This window comes from Aurantiacibacter odishensis (assembly GCF_003605195.1).
Lineage (GTDB): Bacteria > Pseudomonadota > Alphaproteobacteria > Sphingomonadales > Sphingomonadaceae > Alteraurantiacibacter > Alteraurantiacibacter odishensis.
In genome coordinates this window covers 1-18,607 of the sequence record NZ_QYOS01000023.1, presented here as the reverse complement: position 1 = coordinate 18,607, position 18,607 = coordinate 1, and the positions used below count along the sequence as shown (strand labels likewise).

The following is an 18,607-nucleotide window of genomic DNA, read 5'->3' as shown; positions in this document are numbered from 1 at the left end:
AATATGGTAAAAAAGTTCTTAAGAACGGCTTTAGAATAGACTGCCCAGCTCACCAGACTGCGAGTTTTCGAAGCTATGCTTCCGCTCTACTTCTCAAGCGGGCTGAAATGATGTAACAAAGCCAAAGCTTGAGGGGGCGACGACAATGTCATCACGGGTTGAAGATCACTCAAGGGCGAAGTGCTGGCTTGCAGCGCTTTTCTTGCCGTTCTTTTCCGCCGTCCCCGCACTCGCCCAATCGGAAATGGTTGACGATGAGGCCGCGGTATCGGTCAGGATAAGCGGCGCCCCGCTGATCGGTGGCGAACGGGCGCTGAGGCCATCCGAACTGAGTTCGGACGCCGTTGTTCTGCACGAGGGCGCGACCGTGTCTTTCACGGTCAGCCGGGGAGGGGACCTCATTGGCGCTCCTACGAAAGCAGTTAGGGAACAGTTCGGCGACGAAGTCTCCGCCGCCTCGTTTTCGGATAAACCCATCGTAATCATCGGCGCCGCTCCGGTCATCGCCGGGGCACCGCTGGCCAACCTTCGCGTAACGAGCCGGTACGGCGCACGGCGGCACCCGATCGATGGTGTCACGCGCCAGCATGCCGGCATCGACTACGGGGCGGCTTATGGAACTCCGATCATGGCTACCGGCGATGGCACGGTAACTCTTGCCGGGAGGGCAGGCGGGTACGGCCTCCTGGTGAAGCTTGATCACGGCTCCGGCCTCGAAACGCGCTACGCACACATGTCGCGCATAGCTGTCTCGGTGGGGGATCGCGTCACCAATGGCCAGGTTATCGGCTATGTCGGAGCGACCGGACGAACGACCGGTTCACATCTTCATTACGAAACTCGGGTAAATGGCAGAGCCGTCGATCCTCTCAGCAGGTAGTCGGAATTAGAACATGACCGAGCTTCAGGCCAAAAAGCCGATCCGGCTTTCATTAGCTGATATTGTCTCCGATAATTGGCGTATCATGGCAGGGTACGGCGTGGTTGTCGCATTGGCGATCTTGCCGGCCGCACTGCTGCGTTTCCTTTCAGGCCGCTACGTCCTGCCGGAATGGGGTGAGGCGAGCTTCCCCTTCGTGGTCTTCTCGGTAACGATTGCATTCATGATCGCCATGGTGCGGCCGCTCTACCTGGTGGCGAAGCGTCATCCGCAGCCCACTCGCCAGCTAATAGAAGACGTCAGGCTTCATTGGCCCACACTGCTCGGCATGGTGGTGATGCTCCTCGCCGTTCCGGAAACGCTGGAAGCAGCTTCCCGCTTCAAGAAGCTGATCCCGCAGATTCAGCCCTTTTATCTCGATCCCTTACTGGTCGACCTGGAGAGACAGATACTCGGCATGGACGCGTGGCGATACACTCATGCAGTACTGGGTGCCGGCGCGACGCGGGTCATCGATGTGATCTACGGGCTCTGGCACTTGGTCAACATCGGATTGCTCTGCTGGATTTGCCTGAGCCCGAACCGCCGGATGCAGCTGCAGGCCGGTATCTGCTACCAGCTGGCCTGGCTCGGCCTGGGCGCTGTGCTGGCGACGGGAATGGCTTCGGTCGGGCCCTGCTTCTACGAACATTTCTTCGGACGCGATGACTTTGCGCCTCTGATGGCGCGCTTGCACGAGATTGGCGGCAGCGAAGGTCTCCACTCGCTCACTGCAATGCAATACCTGCTTGCATCCGCCGGAACCGATGCGCTTGGAGGCGGCATATCGGCCATGCCCTCGCTCCATGTTGCCATTGCCGTTCTGGCCCTTCTCGTCGTCAGGGATCAGTTCCCGGAGAGGACGGCGCTGAAATTGCTGATGTGGGCCTATGTCGCGGTCATCTTTGTCGGGTCTGTCCACCTGGGCTGGCATTATGCTCTGGACGGCGTGGTGAGCGCGGTTGGCATGCTGCTCATCTGGGCTGCAGTGAAGGCTTTTCTGGCACGCCTGCTCGGCACATCCGTGCCGGTCGCGAAGCGCGTTTGACGGCCCTATACTTTTGCAGCGGTGGATTTACTTGCCACAAATAGCGCAAGTACATGTTTTCTCATCGTAAATGCATGAGTTCATGTCAATAGCAGCGGTTTTTAGCTTGCCGAAGGCGCTGAGACTTTTGGCAAGCCCCTACGCGCAGGCCACGAGTCGCGAATCTTTCAAGCACGCCATTTGGGGTCGAGGGCGGCTCGGCCCGGACGTTTACCATTCTTGGTAACTTTTGCCCTTATGAAGTAATTGAATTCCCGACAAAGTATGGAGGTACTAACAAATACCTTCCGAAAATTAAGCGTCTATGAAAAACATAATGGCAGAAGCGGGACGGCAGTTACCAAGCCAACCGGGTTCTGGGGGCAGAATATCCAACCCGATCTCCGCTTTGTCGAACCGGAAATAGATGCCGGGATTGTCTTGATCCGATCAATGATCGGAATTGAATGCACTTAGAGGGGAAATTTCATGCGTAACTTTATCAACCTGTTCGTCCGCGACGAGTCCGCTGCTTCGGCTGCCGAATATGCTCTGATCCTCGTGATCGTGGGTATCGCCATCGTGGTCGGCGCCCTGGCGCTGGGTGAATCGATCGGCGGCGCCATGAGCGGTGCTGCGGCATGTATTGACGCCGGTACTTCGGGTGCTTGCGCCAGCTTCTAATCAGTAGCTGTTGCTATTAAGAGTCGGCCCGTTCCTATTTGGGACGGGCCGATTTTTATGTTGAGTTAACAAAAATTTTAAGTCATGCTTCGCGTTCATCAGGGGGGTTTTGATGAACCAGCGAAACATAATCATTCTGGTCGTCGCCGGTGTGCTTGGCATACTAGCGGTTTACCTTGCGAACACGTGGTTCAGCGGCGTCGAGGAGCGGCAGGCGGCGATCGCCGAGCAGCAGGAACTCGTCAATGTTGCGGTCGCCTCGCAGGAGCTAGAGTTCGGCACTGCGCTGAACAACGACAACATCCGCCTTGTCAGTTGGCCTGCGAACTCGGTTCCCGAAGGGGCCTTCAACGATCTTTCCGCAATTGAGCCGGGGCAGGTCGCCATCCGGCCAATCGCGATTGGCGAGCCGATCCTCCAGTCGAGGATTTCCGGGCGCGCCTCACTCTCCGCCAACCTTCCCGTAGATATGCGGGCTGTCTCCATCCCTGTGAACCAGGTTTCCGGTGTCGCAGGTTTCGTGCTTCCGGGTGACGTGGTGGACGTGATGCTGACGCGGGACAACATCACCACGGTCCTTCTCGAAAACGTGCCCGTACTCGCGATCGACAGGCGGGCCGATGATCAGAGCAATGAGCCGGCTGTGGTCGATACTGCCACGCTTCAGCTGGATCCCGTCTCTGCGCAGCGGATTACGTTGGCGCGCCAGGTGGGGAGCCTGTCGCTGGCCCTGCGCAACGTGGAGAACCAGGAAATGGGCCCACGTCCGCGAGTTACCGTTGCCGACCTTGGCTATTTCGCCGCGCCGCAGGCTCGTGTCCGGGCGGCCAGCAATCCTTCTCCCGCGCGTTCTTCGCCATCGCGACAATCGTCCGGAGCAACGGTGGCCCGTGCCGCCCCTCCAGCGCCGCGCATGACAATCAACCGAGGAACCGAAACCGCAGAATATGAGGTGCCGCGTTATGGCTCGCGCTAATTTTCTCATCGCCGCGTCTCTCGCTATTGCGGGTCTCGGTCTCGCCGTTTCTTCTGGTCCGGCTGCCGCTCAGGCGGAAATCCAGGACGTTCATGGCGGGACCATCGACTTGCCGCTCAACAAGAGCCGGGTCATCAGTGTCGACAGGCCGATCGCGCGTGCGATGATCGGCAATTCCGAGATAGCGGATATCCTGCCTCTCACCAGCCAGTCGGTTTATGTTCTGGGCAAATCGATGGGCACGACAAGTCTCACGCTTTATGGTGAAGGCGGGCGGGTGCTTTCGGTCCTCGACGTGGCCGTTGGGCCGGATGTCGATGCCTATCAGCAGCAACTGGCTCGCCTGATCCCCGATTCGAACATCCAGGCTTCGATCTCAGGGTCCTCGATGGTGTTGACCGGCGTCGTTTCCGATGCCGGCGCAATCGACAGGGCGCTGCGGCTGGCATCGACTTATGCTGGTGACAACGTGGTGAACATGATCTCGCTCGGCAGCAGCCAGCAGGTCATGCTCGAAGTCCGTTTTGCGGAAATCAGCCGACAGGTGCGGGACGAGATCGGCATTCGCGGTATCGGCACTTCGCAAGGCGGAAGCTTCAATGGCGTGTTTGGAGACGGCGCCGTCTTCTCGCCCGGCAACGGGGCTATTGGTGGGGACGCAGGAGCAGGCCTGATAACCGATTCCTTCGGTGTCTTCTCGCAGCTTTTCTCGATCGGCAATATCGACATCGAGGGCATTCTGACCGCACTGGAGCGGCGGGGGTTCGCCAGGACGCTGGCAGAGCCGACGCTTGTCGCGCTGTCGGGCGAAGAGGCGTCCTTCCTTGCCGGCGGTGAATATCCCATCCCCGTCACACAGGGCAGCAGCAACGATTCCAGCACGATCACGATCCAATTCAAGCAGTTCGGCGTGAGCCTAGGCTTCGTGCCGACGGTGCTCGCCGACGATACGATCAACCTGCGCGTGCGGCCCGAGGTATCTTCCATCGATCCGGCATCGTCGGTCACTCTCAACGGGATTACCGTTCCAGGGCTTCAGACCCGCCGTGCCAGCACCGTGATTGAACTGCGAGATGGCGAGAGTTTTGCCATCGCCGGCCTATTGCAGGAAGATTACGAAACGGTCGTCCGCCAGCTTCCAATCCTTGGTTCGATACCGATCCTGGGTTCGCTGTTCCGTTCAACGGAATTCCAGAAGGGTGAGACCGAACTGCTTATCGTGGTGACGCCGCGGCTGGTTCAGCCGATCCGGCCCGACCAGGTCTACTTGCCGACGGACCGTGTCGAGACGCCCGAACCGCTTGATATCTTCCTGCTGGGGGAGGGGGAAGATCCACTCCCCTCGCGGCGCGCGGCACCTCTGCCGGAAGAGAGTTTCGAAGGGGGCGACTATGAATACTAAGGCGAAATTACTGGCCGCAAGCGGTACGGCGTTTCTGCTGAGCGGGTGTGCCACGCACTCCGTGCTGCAGAACCCAGGGGACAGCGTCTACGGGGAAGCAAATCGCCAGACGATGATGGCGCAGGTCATAAACCCCGAGCCTGTGTATCTCGAGCCGATGACGACGAGCGGAGAGCACGCGGCGGCGGCAATCGAGCGCTATCGCAACAACGAGGTGCCTGACCCATCGGCGACAAGCACGACGGCGGGTGTAACAGGTGGACGTGGCGGAGGAGGCGGCGGCGGCAACTGATGTTGTCGCAAGGATCCGGAAAGACCTGATGACCGTAGCCACATCATCTCACGTTGCAGAGGTAGGTTCAGGCTTTCCACCGGTCGCACTGCCTCTCGATAGCGAACGGCTTTCGAGGACCTCGCAGGGAAAATCCGAAAGTACCGGAAAAGAATTGCCGCGGCCGGTGAACGCGAAGTCTGAAGCCAGTTCATCAATGGGAATGTTTTTGTCCGAGTTCAGGACATCGAACTCTCGACAGTTAATCTTTCAAGACTTGGAATTAAGGTCGCACAGGAAGAGATTTGCGCTTTCTTCGAAGGTGTTGGAAGCATTCGGATTTGTCGGAAAGTGAAATGACAAGGGAAGGTCTCAACTTGACTCGCGATGGAGATCGGAAAGTGCGCATCCCGGCAAAAGTGTCGGTTGTTGCCTCGGACTCTGCGCTGGAGGTCTTGCGGCCTGATTTTCACAGTCGCACGTCAGATCAGTTGCAGATCTTCGAGATGGAGCCCGGTGCCAAGATACCGGAAGAAATCATTCAGGACGCACAGGTGATGGTTGTCGAAGTCGACCCTGCCGTTGCCAGCTCCATGGATCGCATCAAGCAGATTCGTGGATTGCGTCCGAACCTTCCCCTGGTTGTCGGTTTGCGCGATGCCGGTGTTTCGACCGTTCGTGTGCTGCTGCGCCAGGGCGTCGAGGATATCGCCTCGGTGCCGTTTCAACTGGAGGAAATGCTGGATTCGATCGCGAATGCTGTCGAGGACAGCTATTCCGAGGTCGAGGCCGAAACTGAACTCGCCCCATTGATCGCCGTGGTCAAATCGAGGGGAGGTGAAGGCGCGACGACTGTCACCACCCACCTCGGGAAGCATTTGCTCGAGTGGGGCCAGTCCGGTCGCGGGGTATGTATCCTCGACCTGGATATCCAGGCTGGGTCTGTAGCGCCCTACCTCGGCGTTACGCCCCGACGCAGCCTTGATGATCTGCTGGAGGCGGGGCACCGCCTCGATAGCTCTGTATTGCGATCCGTGGCGATGCGGCGTGACGACGGAATTCACGTGATCGCGGCGCCATTCGACATCCAGCCCCTTGAGACGGTGGATTCCGACCAGCTCTTGCGTGTGATCAAGCTTGCGCGCCAGGAATTCGATTTCGTGCTTATCGATCTGCCTGCGAACTGGACGAACTGGAACCTCTCCACTCTCCTCGAAGCTTCGCAGATCCTGATGGTGGTCGAGCTGGAGATTTCCAGCCTGCGACAGGCCAAGAGATGGCTGGAACTCTTCAATTCGGTCGGTGTGAATGCCTCGAAAGTCGCGGTCGCAGTCAACCGGGTCGAGAAGAAGCTTTTTGGCAGCATCAGCCTGCGCGACGTGCGTGAGGCGCTCAAGCGAGACGTGCTGGTCGGGCTTCCCAACGAGGGATCGAAAATTCTGACGGCCCAGGATCAGGGAATGCTGTGTTCGGAAATCCAGGGCAAGAACAAGTTCGATGCCGAAGTTTCGAAGCTTACGGAAATGCTTGTGGATCGAATTTCCAGGGAGCACGGCGCATGAGATGGCAAGTCAAACGTCAGGGCGAGGGCGCTGACCCCAGCGCCGGGGACAGTGACGGCGGTTTCTCCGAGGGCATCCCAGAACTCACGTCGCTCGAGAAAAAGAACTCCGAGGACGTCGATCGCTGGCTGAAGCTCAAGTCCAGCATCCATCGCAAGCTGCTCGACCGCATCAACCTTGCCATGCTCGACAAGATGTCGCGCGAACAGATCGGTGAGGAAGCCGGCAGCCTGATCCTCGATCTTCTGACCGAAGAGAATGCCGCGCTGAATACGCGGGAACGCTCCCTGATTGTCGACGAGGTCCTGGACGAGCTTCTTGGTCTGGGACCGCTTGAACCGCTGCTGGCGGATGACACGATTACCGATATTCTCGTCAACGGATACAAGACGACCTTCGTCGAGCGTTCCGGCATGCTCGAGAAGGTGCCGGTTCGTTTCCAGGACGAGAAGCACCTCATGCGGATAATCCAGCGCATCGTGAGTGCGGTCGGACGCCGTATCGACGAGTCCTCGCCGTTCGTCGATGCAAGGCTGGCCGACGGTTCGCGCGTCAACGCGATTGTCGCACCGCTGGCAATCGATGGCTCGCTGTTGTCGATCCGCAAGTTTTCCAAACGGCCTTACAGCCTGGATCGCCTCGTCGATATCGGGAGTATCCCCGAGCAGGTCGCCGAAGTGATGAAGGGGGTGGTTCAGGCACGCCGCAATGTGCTCATCTCCGGGGGTACGGGTTCGGGCAAGACGACGCTCCTGAACGCGCTCTCGGCCTACATTTCCAACCGCGAACGCATTGTCACGATCGAGGATTCGGCGGAACTGCAACTGCAGCAGGAACACGTCGCCCGCCTCGAGACGCGACCGCCGAATATCGAAGGGCGCGGCGAGATAACGCAGCGCGACCTGGTAAAGAACGCGCTCCGCATGAGGCCCGACCGCATCATCGTGGGCGAGGTTCGAGCCGGCGAGGCATTCGACATGCTGCAGGCCATGAACACAGGTCACGACGGATCGATGACCACCGTGCACGCCAACACTGCCCGCGACGCGCTTTCGCGTGTCGAACAAATGATCGGCATGAGCGGTATCGATATCCCGGCCGCCGCAGCGCGTTCACAGATTGCCTCGGCAATCAACGTGATCATCCAGATCGCTCGCTATTCGGATGGCAGGCGTCGCCTCGTCAGCCTTTCGGAAATCAGCGGGATGGAGGGCCAGACCATCACGATGCAGGAGATCTTCCGCTTCAAGCAATCGGGCCGTGCGGATGACGGCACTGTTCTGGGTCAGTTCGAAGCGACAGGAATTCGTCCGAAGTTCCTCAACCTTGCACTCGAGCACGGGATCGAGATGTCGCCGGAACTCTTCAGGCCGGGGCTGAAAATCGGATGATAGACTTTCTGGACAGCTCGCTTGGCCGCTTCTTCATCCTGCTGGCCATTTTTGCCACGGTCTTCCTTGTTGTCCAGGTGGCCCTGCGAATGGGGGTCGAAAACCGGGCTTATGCTTCTGCGGTAAACAAGCGCCTCAAGATGATTGCGCAAGGGACCGACCGGGAGCGCATCATGACGTTCCTACTCAGGAACGATCCGAACCGCGGCCCGGACCTGCCCGGTATCTGGGGCAATGCTGTCCGAAGCCTCAGGCGAAACCTGATGATGGCGTCTCTGCCCTACAGCCCCATGCAAGTGTTGCTGGTGATGGGCGTGGCGTTTGCGATCGTGCTCCTCGCCGTGCTGGTCCTGGCATGGTCTGCCAGCTACGCCCTTACACTGGGTGTGATCCAACTCATCACGGCTTTCGCCGCCGCAGTGGCTATCGGTATCCCTCTCCTCATCATCAGCTTCCTCGCGCAGAGGCGGAGGAAGAAGATGCAGGATCAGTTCCCTGTCGGACTCGATATCTTTGTCCGGGCGCTGCGGTCGGGGCATCCGGTCGCCTCTGCGATCGACCTTCTCACGAACGAAATGGAAGATCCCATCGGCAGTGAATTCGGTCTCGTTTCGGACGAGGTATCCTACGGTGCCGAACTGACCGAAGCGCTGAGCGCGATGGCCGAGCGCTGGGACCTGGATGATATCAGGATGTTCGTCGTATCGCTCTCGTTGCAGAACGAAACTGGCGGCAATCTCGCGGAAATCCTCGAAAACCTGGCGCATGTCATCCGTGAACGGGCGGTCCTCTATCTGAAGATCCGCGCCCTGAGTTCGGAAGGCCGAATGACCGGATGGATCCTGACGGCACTGCCCGTCATCACATTCGTGATGCTCTTCTCTCTCAACCCGGATTTCTATCTTGAGGTCGCCACCGACCCGATCTTCTACATCTCGTTCCCGCTCATGATCGTGTGGTACTTTGTCGGCGTGTTCGCCATTCGCAAGATGATCAATCTGGAGGTCTAGGATGATTGATTTCATTGCCACGAATGATGTCGCCCGCCTCGCGGTTCTGATCCTTGTCTTTATCGTTGTCCTCGGGCTGGTCGCCTTTCTGGTGCGGTATTTCTCCGACCGGTCCACGGTGCAGAAGCAGATCGCGCAGATCGGCGCCCCGAGCCGCCAGTCGATTTCGTCCGGCAAGCTGGTGGAGACGAAAAGCAGCGCCTGGCTCGGCCTTCTCGACCGTGTGGAGAAGAGCGGCCTGAGCCTTGCGGATACGCGCGGGGACAAATTGCGCAAGCAGCTGGTGGCAGCCGGTTACACCGCCAGCCATGCTCCGCGCGTCTTCACACTGACGCGGATTTTCCTCGTCTTCCTGCTCCCGGTCCTGTTCTTCGTCGTGGTCTCGCTGACGGACCAGGACATGGGCATCTTCCAGCTCTATCTGCTGGGCGTCGTGTTTGCAGCCGCGGGGCTGTTTCTTCCGAACCTCTATGTCTCCGCTAAGGCAGCCCGGCGCGAGGAAACCATTCGCAAGGGCTTTCCGGATTGCCTCGATCTCATGCTCGTGTGCGTCGAAGCCGGCCTCGGTCTGGAGTCCGCGATGGATCGCGTGGGACGCGAAATGATCGGATCGCATCCCCTGATATCGGAACTCCTGTCACTGGCGACTCTCGAAATGCGGGCAGGGGCCTCGCGCGATGATGCGCTGCGCAAGATGGGCGACATGAGCGGCGTTGACGAAATCCGCAGTTTCTCCACCTTGCTGATCCAGTCCGACCGGATGGGCACCAGCGTTGCGGAAACGCTGCGGGTCTACGCTGACGAAATGCGGGAAAAGCGCAGGCTGAGGGCGGAAGAGAAAGCCCACCGCCTTCCCGTTCTCATTTCAATTCCTCTCGTCGTCTGCATGCTGCCGACGATGATCGGAGTCCTTATGATACCTGGGGTCGTAAGGGCAGTCAGAACTCTTTTCCCAGCACTATCGGGGGGATAGGCCATGAACTCTCTACACAAGATCGGTGTCGTTGCTGTGACGGGAATTCTGTTGTCCGGATGCAGCCTGTTTCGCGGCCACGAATCCGCCGCGCTCAACGCCAACATCCATGCGCAGCAGGCAACCGCCGAAGCGATCGCGGAAATAGAGCTGGAAGTCGGCCGGAAGAACCTGGCCGAAGGGAACCTGGCAACCGCCGCGCGCTACCTTGCCAGCGCGCGGACCAACCCGCTCACGCGTGCCGATGCCACAAACGCGCTTGGCGTCGTCTACGTCCGGCTCGGTCGTCTCGATGTCGCGCAGCGGTATTTCCGCGAAGCGCTCGAAGTTGAACCGGACAATGCTCGGTTTGCGACGAACCTGGCCCGCGTGGAAGGAGATGTGAGTTTTGCACGGGCACGTGCGCTCGACGCGGATATCCAGTCTGCGACCGCCGAAGTGGCGCAACTGGAACTGCCTGCTCTTCCCACACCGCAGCAGGTCGATGCGCCGGCTCCGGCTCCCGTTACCGCAACATCGGCCAGGCGGCAGGGCCATGTCATCCATATCCGAACGACGGACGGGCCGGCCCATGCGCCCCCGCGGATGGAGGTCTACGCCCGGCGACCGGTCGTCCAGATGGTCGAGCGTGACGAAACGCAAGGCGAAGTTCCGCAACAGCAGGAGCGCGAGGTCTCGCGTATCAAGGTCGTAGACTATCCGGTCAGGATCGAGATTTGATCTCAGCAGCAGGGTTGGCGCTTTACCTCTGTATCGCGCTTTGCGTTGCTGCGGCAGTTTGCGATATTCGCTTCAGGCGCATTCCCAACGCGCTCTGCGCGGCAATAGCCTTGTCAGCGATCGCCTCCAGCTATCTTGCGGGCGGCTTGACCTTGCTTGGCCTCTGCGCTCTTCACGCACTTGCCGTGCTACTTGTGGGCATGGGTCTTTTTGCTGGCGGCCTCATCGGGGCGGGCGATGCGAAAATGTACAGCTCGCTTGCCTTTGCTGTCCTGCCTTCGCAGGCGCTCCAGTTGCTTGGCTGGATTTCCGCCGCCGGACTGGTCGTTCTCGCGGCCATGGCCATCGCGAAGCGCTTGAAGGGAGTGCCGCTGCGTGAGATGGGAAAAAGCTTCACTGTCCCCTTTGCCGTGCCCATTGCTGCCGGCTTCGCGATCACCGTCCTGTCGTAGATGAAGTCAGGGGATCGAAGGCAGACCTATTGGAGTTACGCCGGGCTTTACTGGCTTTCCGCCAAACGTTTTCGTTCGGCCAGTCGTTTGACTTTCTTGGCTGCGAACAGGGGAACGACAACGGAAAGCGCAATACCGCCGAGAGAGCAGATCGCCATCCAGATAGCCATGAGCGAACCACCAGCCTGGTAAAGACCATAGAAGACAGGTGCCGTAAGTATGATCCCGCGTATCTCGTTCGCCACCAAGAGGACAGCAAACGCCTTCGCCAGCATGTCGATCACAGGGGAGGTCAAGAAGCTCATAAGTCCGTCGTAGAAAAACATGATTGATAAATCGTTTCTCCGGAAGGCAGCGCTAACACTTGCGAAGAGCCATACGGCTACTCGCAGGAATGTTTTCAGAACTTCATGAAACGACTTTCAATGAAGTTCAGCTTCCGGCTAAACGGTGTCGATAGGTCAATGCTCTTGGCAGAATGACGTTCCGACCTACCGCCCAAAGACGGTATCAGGCGTTCGCCATTCGGGGCAGACTGAAGGGGGATAGAGCAATAGCGTATCGTCAGGATGTCGCGGGCGGCGTTGCCGCTTCGGACCGTTCATCGGGAGTGCCCTTTACCCTCTCCTGGGGGAAATTTGGGCTTCAGTTCCTCACCGTACTGGCGGCCTTTGCCCTCGCGTCGGCCGTGCCGATCCTGCTTCTCGGGCAATCCGGCCTGGGTCTGGCGCTTTCGGCATTCGGCAGCATGGGCGGTGCCTTGCTGGCGGCGTGGCTGTGGCTGCGAAGGGAAGGAGCCGTGGCCGCTGCCTTCGACCTATCGGAACCGGCAAGCTGGTCGAGAACGCTTGCGGCCGGGCTGGTCGCAACGTTCGCGATCCTCGCTATCCTGATTGGTGGCGGCAGATTGATGGATGCGCTCGGCCTCGGCGCTCCGAACACGCTGGATGTGATGACCATCATCCGCGAAAGCCCGTGGATGCTTCTCCTCTGGATCTCGCTGGTGGCCTGGGGAGCTGCTGCCTTTGGCGAAGAACTGTTGTGGCGCGGTTTCCTGATCGACCGCCTGTCTCGCTTGAAAGGGCTTGCTGGCAGACCTCCTGCAATCATTGCGGTGCAGGCGGCGATCTTCGCGCTTCCCCACGCTTATCAAGGGCTCGGCGGCGTGGTCGTAACCGGTGCAGTCGGCCTGTATCTGGGGTGGCTGCGTATGCGCATGAATGGCAATCTGTGGGCGCTCATTTTCGCTCATGGACTGGTGGACACCACCATGCTTACGGCCGGATACTTCGATGCGTTCGCTTTGGTGGCCGAAGCGTTCGAAAGGTAGGAAGAACAGCACCTGGGTGAAGCTCGCTTGCATGGCGCCGCCTGCAGCCAGGGACCTTGCCCCCGTCAGAGCTTGGGAATGCGACCACCGAGCTGCGTCAGCTTCCTGGCGATGTTATCGCGCTCCACCGGGCAAACGCGCGTGTCGATCGTCAGGAAGACGCTGCCCTTCTTGAGTTGCTGTTCGAGATAGTTCGAAGCCAGCCCGTCGACGTCGAAGTCCGACAGGACCTTCGTCAATGCTGCGCCAGTTGCGCCGATCACACCGCTTAGCGCTGCCACGGACGAGAACGCGGAGGCTGCCACTGCACCGGCAGCTGCGACCGGGCCGACGCCCGGAATGGCAAAGACCGCGAGACCGAAAAGCGCACCCACGATACCGCCGCTCGCGGTCACACCGGTAATCTCCAGCGTTCCGCTGCCACGCGGCCAGACAATGTCCTCGTCCGAATAAAGCGAAGCCTTCGAAAGAATGCAAAGAGACTCCTTCGAAAATCCGCTTTCCACCAGTTCCAGAACAACCTCGTCCGCCGCTTCGCGAGACGGGAAGATTGCCGTCACCATGAATTGTCGGCGGACCTCCTCTTCCTTCACGGCTCCGCTGAATTGCTGCGCAAATTCATTGCGTTCCGAATCGGACGCGAAGATGGCGCGAAGCCCGGAAGTATCTCTCAGCCGGGCAGCGCTTTGCGACACGTTGTCGCAATAGAGCGTGCGCAGCAACTGGTTGACGCTGGACGGACGCAAGTGCTGGTCGGTCGCGCGGTTAATCCATTCTAATTGCTCGGGTTTCGGGCAACCAGCGTCGAGGTAGTTCAGGGCGTTCAGATCCCCGGACTTCACCACGTAACACTGGCTAGGATTAATCGTCATACTCATCATGCGTGCCATTTATCAGCATGTAAATTTCGCAGTCGAGAGCTGTGCTCCCCCTGTTTCAAAAGAGCACGCATCATAGTGAAGTTATTGTTAAGAATAAACCTGTTTGGGCGAAGCGCATTACTGGGTGCTTTGAGCGTAGCATGTAGATCAGGCCGCTTTGCCCTTGGCCCCATGGCGAGTTTCACTTGCAGCATCAAAGGGGGTTCGGGGTCTGCTCTGACCAACGCCGCGACGAGAGTCTGATGGACAAGGTTGCAGGTGTCCTTCGAGTCGCAGCGATCGATCTGCCTCGCAGAAAGGCTTCCCAAGCGTTAGGAATATGTGCCTGAACGAGACGACTATAAACTGCGATCGGCATTGGTGCTGACTGACGGAATTCCAGAAGTCGGATAATTCTCCCAATAAAATAGTGATTTGCCGAACGTATCGGCAAGCAAGGCGTCTCGAACTGAACAGACGCGATTTGGCTCCGCAGGGTTAACAGCCTTGTAACCATTCGAGATTCCTGTTCTCCTATTTTCGCGAGATGGCTCCAACAGGGGGATGCCTCTTCATTTGAAAACTGCGGCCGGGGGCCTTTATCGCTTCTGCCCGCAAGTGGGGTGGACGATGAGTGAAGAACTGAACGGCTTCGAGGGCGACTTCAACGACGGCGACGACACTTCTGGTACGACCGGACGCGTTGCCTCCTTGCAGGGCGCCAGCCAGAACGCATCGCAGATCGTGACTGCCGGCGCTGACAACACCGTGGTGTTGCCCGCCGGCCAGGCCATCGAGAGCCTGGAGTTCGACGGGCGCGACCTTGTCATCATCCTTTCCGACGGTAGCCGGATCGTGGTGCCGGATGGCGCGATCGTCATTCCGCAGCTCGTCATCGACGGGACGCCCATTCCGCCTGCGAACGTCGCGGCACTGCTGGTCGGCAACGAGCCCGAGCCGGCGGCGGGCCTCGTGCCAAGCTCGGGCGGCAACTTCGCCACCGATCCCGGCGAGATCCAGTCGGCTTTCGACCTGGGCGACCTGCTTCCCTACACCGAGCTGCCGCAGGATGAGCAGCCGGAAGAAGAGATCATTCCGGACCGGAATGACGAGGAACCCGACATCGTCATCGAAACGCCCGACAACCCCGTCGGCGTTTCGGATGCCATCGCCACGGTATTCGAAGAAGGCCTGCCGGCGCGCACAAATCCTGCCGAACCCGAAGGCAGCAATGCCGAGGGTAACGGCGAGACCACCAGCGGCACCATCATCTTCAACGCCCAGGATGGTCTTTCGGCGATCCTGATCAATGGCGTTGAAATCACTACGGTCGGACAGACCTTCACTTCGCCCATCGGCACGCTGACGATCACCAGCATCGATATTGCGACGGGTGAAATCGGCTTCAGCTACACGCTGCAGGATAACACCCTCGCGGAAGAATTCGACGGGTTCTTCGAAGCGACCGTGATCGATACCGACGGCGATCAGGCAAGCGCCACGCTGCAAATCCGCGTCGTCGATGATGCGCCCGAAGGCGTGGATGACGCGGGAACCGTTCCCGGCGGCACGTTCGGCCCGATCACCGGCAACGTGCTGAACAACGATATCAGCGGCGCCGATGGTTTTGACGGCGTTACGGGCTTTGCGAACGAAGGCGGAAGTGCCGAGCCGGGCGAAACGCTTGTGGGCACCTATGGCGTGCTCACTCTCAACGCCGACGGCAGCTACGAATACGTGCGCAATCCGAACACGCCCGGGGGCGTGGAAGAGGCGTTCGACTACGATCTGGTCGACCAGGACGGCAGCACCTCTTCGGCGGTCCTGACGATCACGATCGAGGATGCGCCCACAGAGATCACCTTCATCCCCGAAGTGGGCGAGGGAACGATTGTCGATGAAGGCGGCCTGCCGCCCCGCGGCGATGACCCGGTGGGGACTGGCGAGATCGCCGACAACGATCCCGACAACAACAGCGACACCAGTGAGACGACCGGCGCGACGGTAACGTTCAACTCGCCTGACGGGCTTGGCAGCATTGCCGTGAACGGTGTGACGATCGACCAGAACAACCTGCCGCAGACTGTCGTCTCGGACGGCACCGGCACGCTCGTAATCACCGATGTCACCTACGATCCGGCAACGGGCGATGGCACGATTACCTACGAGTACACGCTGGGTGACAACACTTCGGGCGACGACACTTCCGTCGATTTCGAAATCACCGTGACCGATCTCGATGGCGACAGCGCCAGCGACACGCTGACGATCCATATCGTCGACGACGAACCGATTGCGGTCGATGATACCGGCATGGCGGGTGACGACGAGAATGCGCCCATCACCGTCGACGTGTTCGCGAACGACACTCCCGGCGCAGACGGCGTGGCATTGGACGACATCGCCTTCGTCGAAGGCTCGCTGCAAGGCGGCGGCAGCGTCAGCTACAATGGCGACGGCACCTTCACCTACACGCCCGCACCGGGCGAGGAAGGCGAAGTTTCCTTCGACTACTCGATCACCGATGGCGACGGCGATGTTGCGACTGCAACCGTGACGATCACGCTTGCCGACGACTCCGAACCGCAGATCGCAGTCGAAGGCGATGATGACGTTGACGAGGCCGGCCTGCCCGCACGCGACGGTGAGCCGGAAGGCTCGGATTCCGCCAGCGACAGCGAGATCGCGCAGGGCGATATCGCCATTTCCACGGGCAACGATACGCTCGCCTCGCTGGTCATCAACGGCCAGGACGTAACCGGCGGCGGTACTGTGACCACGGCCAAGGGGACCCTGTCCGTCTCGGTCACCGGCGGCCAATACAGCTATACCTACACGCTGACCGACAACACGCTCAGCGATCCGGACAGCGACACCTTCACTCTCGTTGCAACCGACAGCGACGGCGATACGGCCAGCACCTCGCTGGTCATCGCGATTGCCGACGATACGCCGTCGGCCGCCGATGATGCAGCGGCCATCGCAGCGGGTGAATATGGGCCGGTTGGCGGCTCCGTTCTCGCCAACGATACGCAAGGCGCCGACGGCGCGCTCGTCACTGCCTATTCGGGCGCTGGCGGCAGCGGCGCGGCGGGCGATGTGGTGCAGGGTGAATACGGTACGCTGACAATCGCTGCGGACGGCACGTTCAGCTACACCCGCGATGCAGGCACACCGGGCGGGGTGAGCGATACCTTCAGCTACACGATCACGGACGGCGATGGCGATGTCGCCACTGCCGATCTCGTAATCTCCATCGCGGATTCGCCGACGGATCTCGATCTGCCGGTTGCCGGTGAGGATGGCACGGTTGTCGACGAGGCAGGCCTCGACGGGCCGCCCGCCGGTTCGGCCGCAGGCACGGATGGCGAGTTCACTTCCGGCACCTTCACCTTCAGCGCGCCGGACGGCCCGGCTGTTGTCACGATCGATGGCGTGGCTGTTACCGGAGCCGGACAGACCTTCGCAGGCGCATTCGGCACGCTGACGATCAATTCCGTTTCCGGCGGCGTGATCGCCTACACCTATGAACTGACGACCAGCACCGACGGCGACAACACGTCGGACAGCTTCGCGGTCGTCGTGACCGACCAGGACGGCGATTTCTCCGACGGCACGCTTTCCATCGCCATCCTCGACGATGTCCCGACGGCCAATCCTGACGTGGATTCCGTCACCGAGGATGGCCCGTTGTCGGCCACCGGCAACGTCATTACCGCCACCGATCCGGCGCCCGGCGACGCCAATGCGACGGACGGGGTGGAAGACGTGACAGGCGCCGATGGCGCTATGGTGAGCGGCGTGGCCGCCGGCCAGGCCGCAGGCGATGTTTCCGGTAATGTCGGAACCTCGGTCACCGGCACCTACGGCTCCATTACCATTCTCGCGAACGGCGACTACGAGTACGTTCTCGATAACCAGAATGCCGCGGTGCAGGGCCTCGACGGTACAGAGTCGCTGTCCGAAGTCTTCACCTACACGCTGACCGACGGTGACGGCGATACCAGCACGACCACGGTCACGGTAACGATCAATGGTGCGGATGATCCGGTGGTGCTCACCGGCTTCAATCTCGAAGGTGCCGAAGAAGTCGTGGACGAAGACGACCTTGCTGACGGCAGCTCTCCCGACAGCGGCGCGCTTACGCAGGCGGGGTCCTTCGATGTTACCAGCGTCGACGGTCTCGACACGCTGACGATTGACGGCACGGCGATCTTCGGTGGCGGCGTCACCTATCCCGTCACGATAACCGGCAGCTACGGCACGCTGGTCGTCACCGGAGTTGCCACCACGCTTGACAGCACCGGCGATGTCGTCGCGGCCACGGTCTCTTACGAATATACCCTGGCCGACAACACGGTCGACCACTCGGTGAGTGGCGAAGACCGCGTGACTGACAGCTTCTCGGTCCAGGCGACCGACACCGACGGCAGCGTTGCCAATGACGTGCTCGACGTGGACATCATCGACGACGTTCCCACTGCGAACGACGACAGCGGCGGCCAGGTGAGCGAGAACCAGGCGTTCACGATCGATGCGCTGGCGAACGACGTGTTCGGCGCGGACGGCGTGGATACGAGCGATGTGGCCGATGTCTATGTCTCGACCCAGGCGACCTACGGCACGGTGACCTACAACCCGGTGACGGGCCTGTTCACCTACACGCCTGCGCCGGGCGCGGGCTCGAACGGCAACCTGACCGACAGCTTCGAGTACACCATCGTCGATGGCGACGGCGACATGTCGACCGCGACGGTCAACGTGACGCTGCAGCCCGACAGCGAGCCGCAGGGCGGCCAGGCCAGTGCGGCAGTGGACGATGACGGCCTGACGGGCGGCAACCCTGCTTCGACCGATGGCGACCTTGATGCCAATGCGGGCGACGATCCGCTCGACACGAGCGAGGCGAGCTTCACCGGCAACCTGGTGGTGAGCGTCGGCAACGACACGCCGGCAAGCGTCAGCTTTGCAGCGGGCGTCGACGGCTCGACCGCGAGCGTGGGCACCGAGACCGTGACCTACTCGGTGGT

At 60.2% G+C, this 18,607-nt stretch carries 16 protein-coding genes; 14 read left to right on the top strand and 2 right to left on the bottom strand.

The window, feature by feature from the left end; all coding sequences use genetic code 11:
- The first annotated feature begins 145 nt into the window (after positions 1-145).
- The 12 genes from D4Q51_RS16070 to D4Q51_RS07125 all read left to right on the top strand — a co-directional run bounded on the left by D4Q51_RS16070 (position 146) and on the right by D4Q51_RS07125 (position 11,387).
- Positions 146-880 carry a peptidoglycan DD-metalloendopeptidase family protein gene (locus tag D4Q51_RS16070; protein WP_120077082.1) on the top strand — a complete coding sequence of 245 codons (735 nt, stop codon included), beginning with the start codon at positions 146-148 and terminating at the stop codon, positions 878-880.
- A gap of 13 nt (positions 881-893) precedes the next feature.
- Entirely contained in the window at positions 894-1,967 is a 1,074-nt protein-coding gene (locus tag D4Q51_RS07170; RefSeq protein ID WP_120077081.1) for a phosphatase PAP2 family protein, read from the top strand.
- Positions 1,968-2,435: 468 nt separating this feature from the next.
- Entirely contained in the window at positions 2,436-2,630 is a 195-nt protein-coding gene (locus tag D4Q51_RS07165) for a Flp family type IVb pilin (protein WP_120077080.1), read from the top strand.
- Positions 2,631-2,742: 112 nt separating this feature from the next.
- Positions 2,743-3,606, top strand: a complete 864-nt coding sequence (gene cpaB, locus D4Q51_RS07160; RefSeq protein ID WP_120077079.1) for a Flp pilus assembly protein CpaB — start codon at positions 2,743-2,745, stop codon at positions 3,604-3,606.
- A complete protein-coding gene (locus tag D4Q51_RS07155) occupies positions 3,593-5,008 on the top strand; it encodes a type II and III secretion system protein family protein (protein ID WP_120077078.1) in 1,416 nt (471 codons plus the stop codon). Before cpaB ends, D4Q51_RS07155 begins: the two co-directional genes overlap by 14 nt.
- A gap of 61 nt (positions 5,009-5,069) precedes the next feature.
- On the top strand, positions 5,070-5,300 hold the full coding sequence (locus D4Q51_RS15665) for a hypothetical protein (protein WP_162925198.1): 231 nt from the start codon (positions 5,070-5,072) through the stop codon (positions 5,298-5,300).
- 380 nt (positions 5,301-5,680) lie between these two features.
- Positions 5,681-6,841 carry a CpaE/TadZ family protein gene (locus D4Q51_RS07150; protein ID WP_162925197.1) on the top strand — a complete coding sequence of 387 codons (1,161 nt, stop codon included), beginning with the start codon at positions 5,681-5,683 and terminating at the stop codon, positions 6,839-6,841.
- On the top strand, positions 6,838-8,232 hold the full coding sequence (locus D4Q51_RS07145) for a TadA family conjugal transfer-associated ATPase (RefSeq protein WP_120077076.1): 1,395 nt from the start codon (positions 6,838-6,840) through the stop codon (positions 8,230-8,232). The genes D4Q51_RS07150 and D4Q51_RS07145 overlap by 4 nt, the downstream gene beginning before the upstream one ends.
- An 89-nt stretch (positions 8,233-8,321) precedes the next feature.
- Positions 8,322-9,242: a type II secretion system F family protein gene (locus tag D4Q51_RS07140; protein ID WP_240624608.1), complete on the top strand. Its 921-nt coding sequence runs from the start codon at positions 8,322-8,324 to the stop codon at positions 9,240-9,242.
- Between the two features lies 1 nt (position 9,243).
- On the top strand, positions 9,244-10,215 hold the full coding sequence (locus D4Q51_RS07135) for a type II secretion system F family protein (protein ID WP_120077074.1): 972 nt from the start codon (positions 9,244-9,246) through the stop codon (positions 10,213-10,215).
- A gap of 3 nt (positions 10,216-10,218) precedes the next feature.
- Positions 10,219-10,935, top strand: a complete 717-nt coding sequence (locus D4Q51_RS07130; protein WP_120077073.1) for a tetratricopeptide repeat protein — start codon at positions 10,219-10,221, stop codon at positions 10,933-10,935.
- A gap of 14 nt (positions 10,936-10,949) precedes the next feature.
- Entirely contained in the window at positions 10,950-11,387 is a 438-nt protein-coding gene (locus tag D4Q51_RS07125) for an A24 family peptidase (RefSeq protein ID WP_162925195.1), read from the top strand.
- A gap of 47 nt (positions 11,388-11,434) precedes the next feature.
- On the opposite strand, the gene D4Q51_RS07120 is transcribed toward D4Q51_RS07125, so the two are convergent.
- Positions 11,435-11,671: a hypothetical protein gene (locus tag D4Q51_RS07120; protein WP_205689461.1), complete on the bottom strand. Its 237-nt coding sequence runs from the start codon at positions 11,669-11,671 to the stop codon at positions 11,435-11,437.
- Between the two features lie 326 nt (positions 11,672-11,997).
- Here D4Q51_RS07120 and D4Q51_RS07115 point away from each other — a divergent pair, with 326 nt between their 5' ends.
- Positions 11,998-12,717 carry a CPBP family intramembrane glutamic endopeptidase gene (locus D4Q51_RS07115; protein ID WP_162925193.1) on the top strand — a complete coding sequence of 240 codons (720 nt, stop codon included), beginning with the start codon at positions 11,998-12,000 and terminating at the stop codon, positions 12,715-12,717.
- A 65-nt stretch (positions 12,718-12,782) separates the two neighbouring features.
- Here D4Q51_RS07115 and D4Q51_RS07110 read toward each other — a convergent pair whose 3' ends face one another.
- Positions 12,783-13,595 (bottom strand): hypothetical protein, encoded by an 813-nt coding sequence (locus D4Q51_RS07110; protein WP_162925191.1) that lies wholly within the window; start codon positions 13,593-13,595, stop codon positions 12,783-12,785.
- Positions 13,596-14,207: 612 nt separating this feature from the next.
- Here D4Q51_RS07110 and D4Q51_RS07105 point away from each other — a divergent pair.
- Positions 14,208-18,607 (top strand): beta strand repeat-containing protein (locus D4Q51_RS07105; protein ID WP_120077068.1); only part of this gene is annotated, 4,400 nt, incomplete at its 3' end.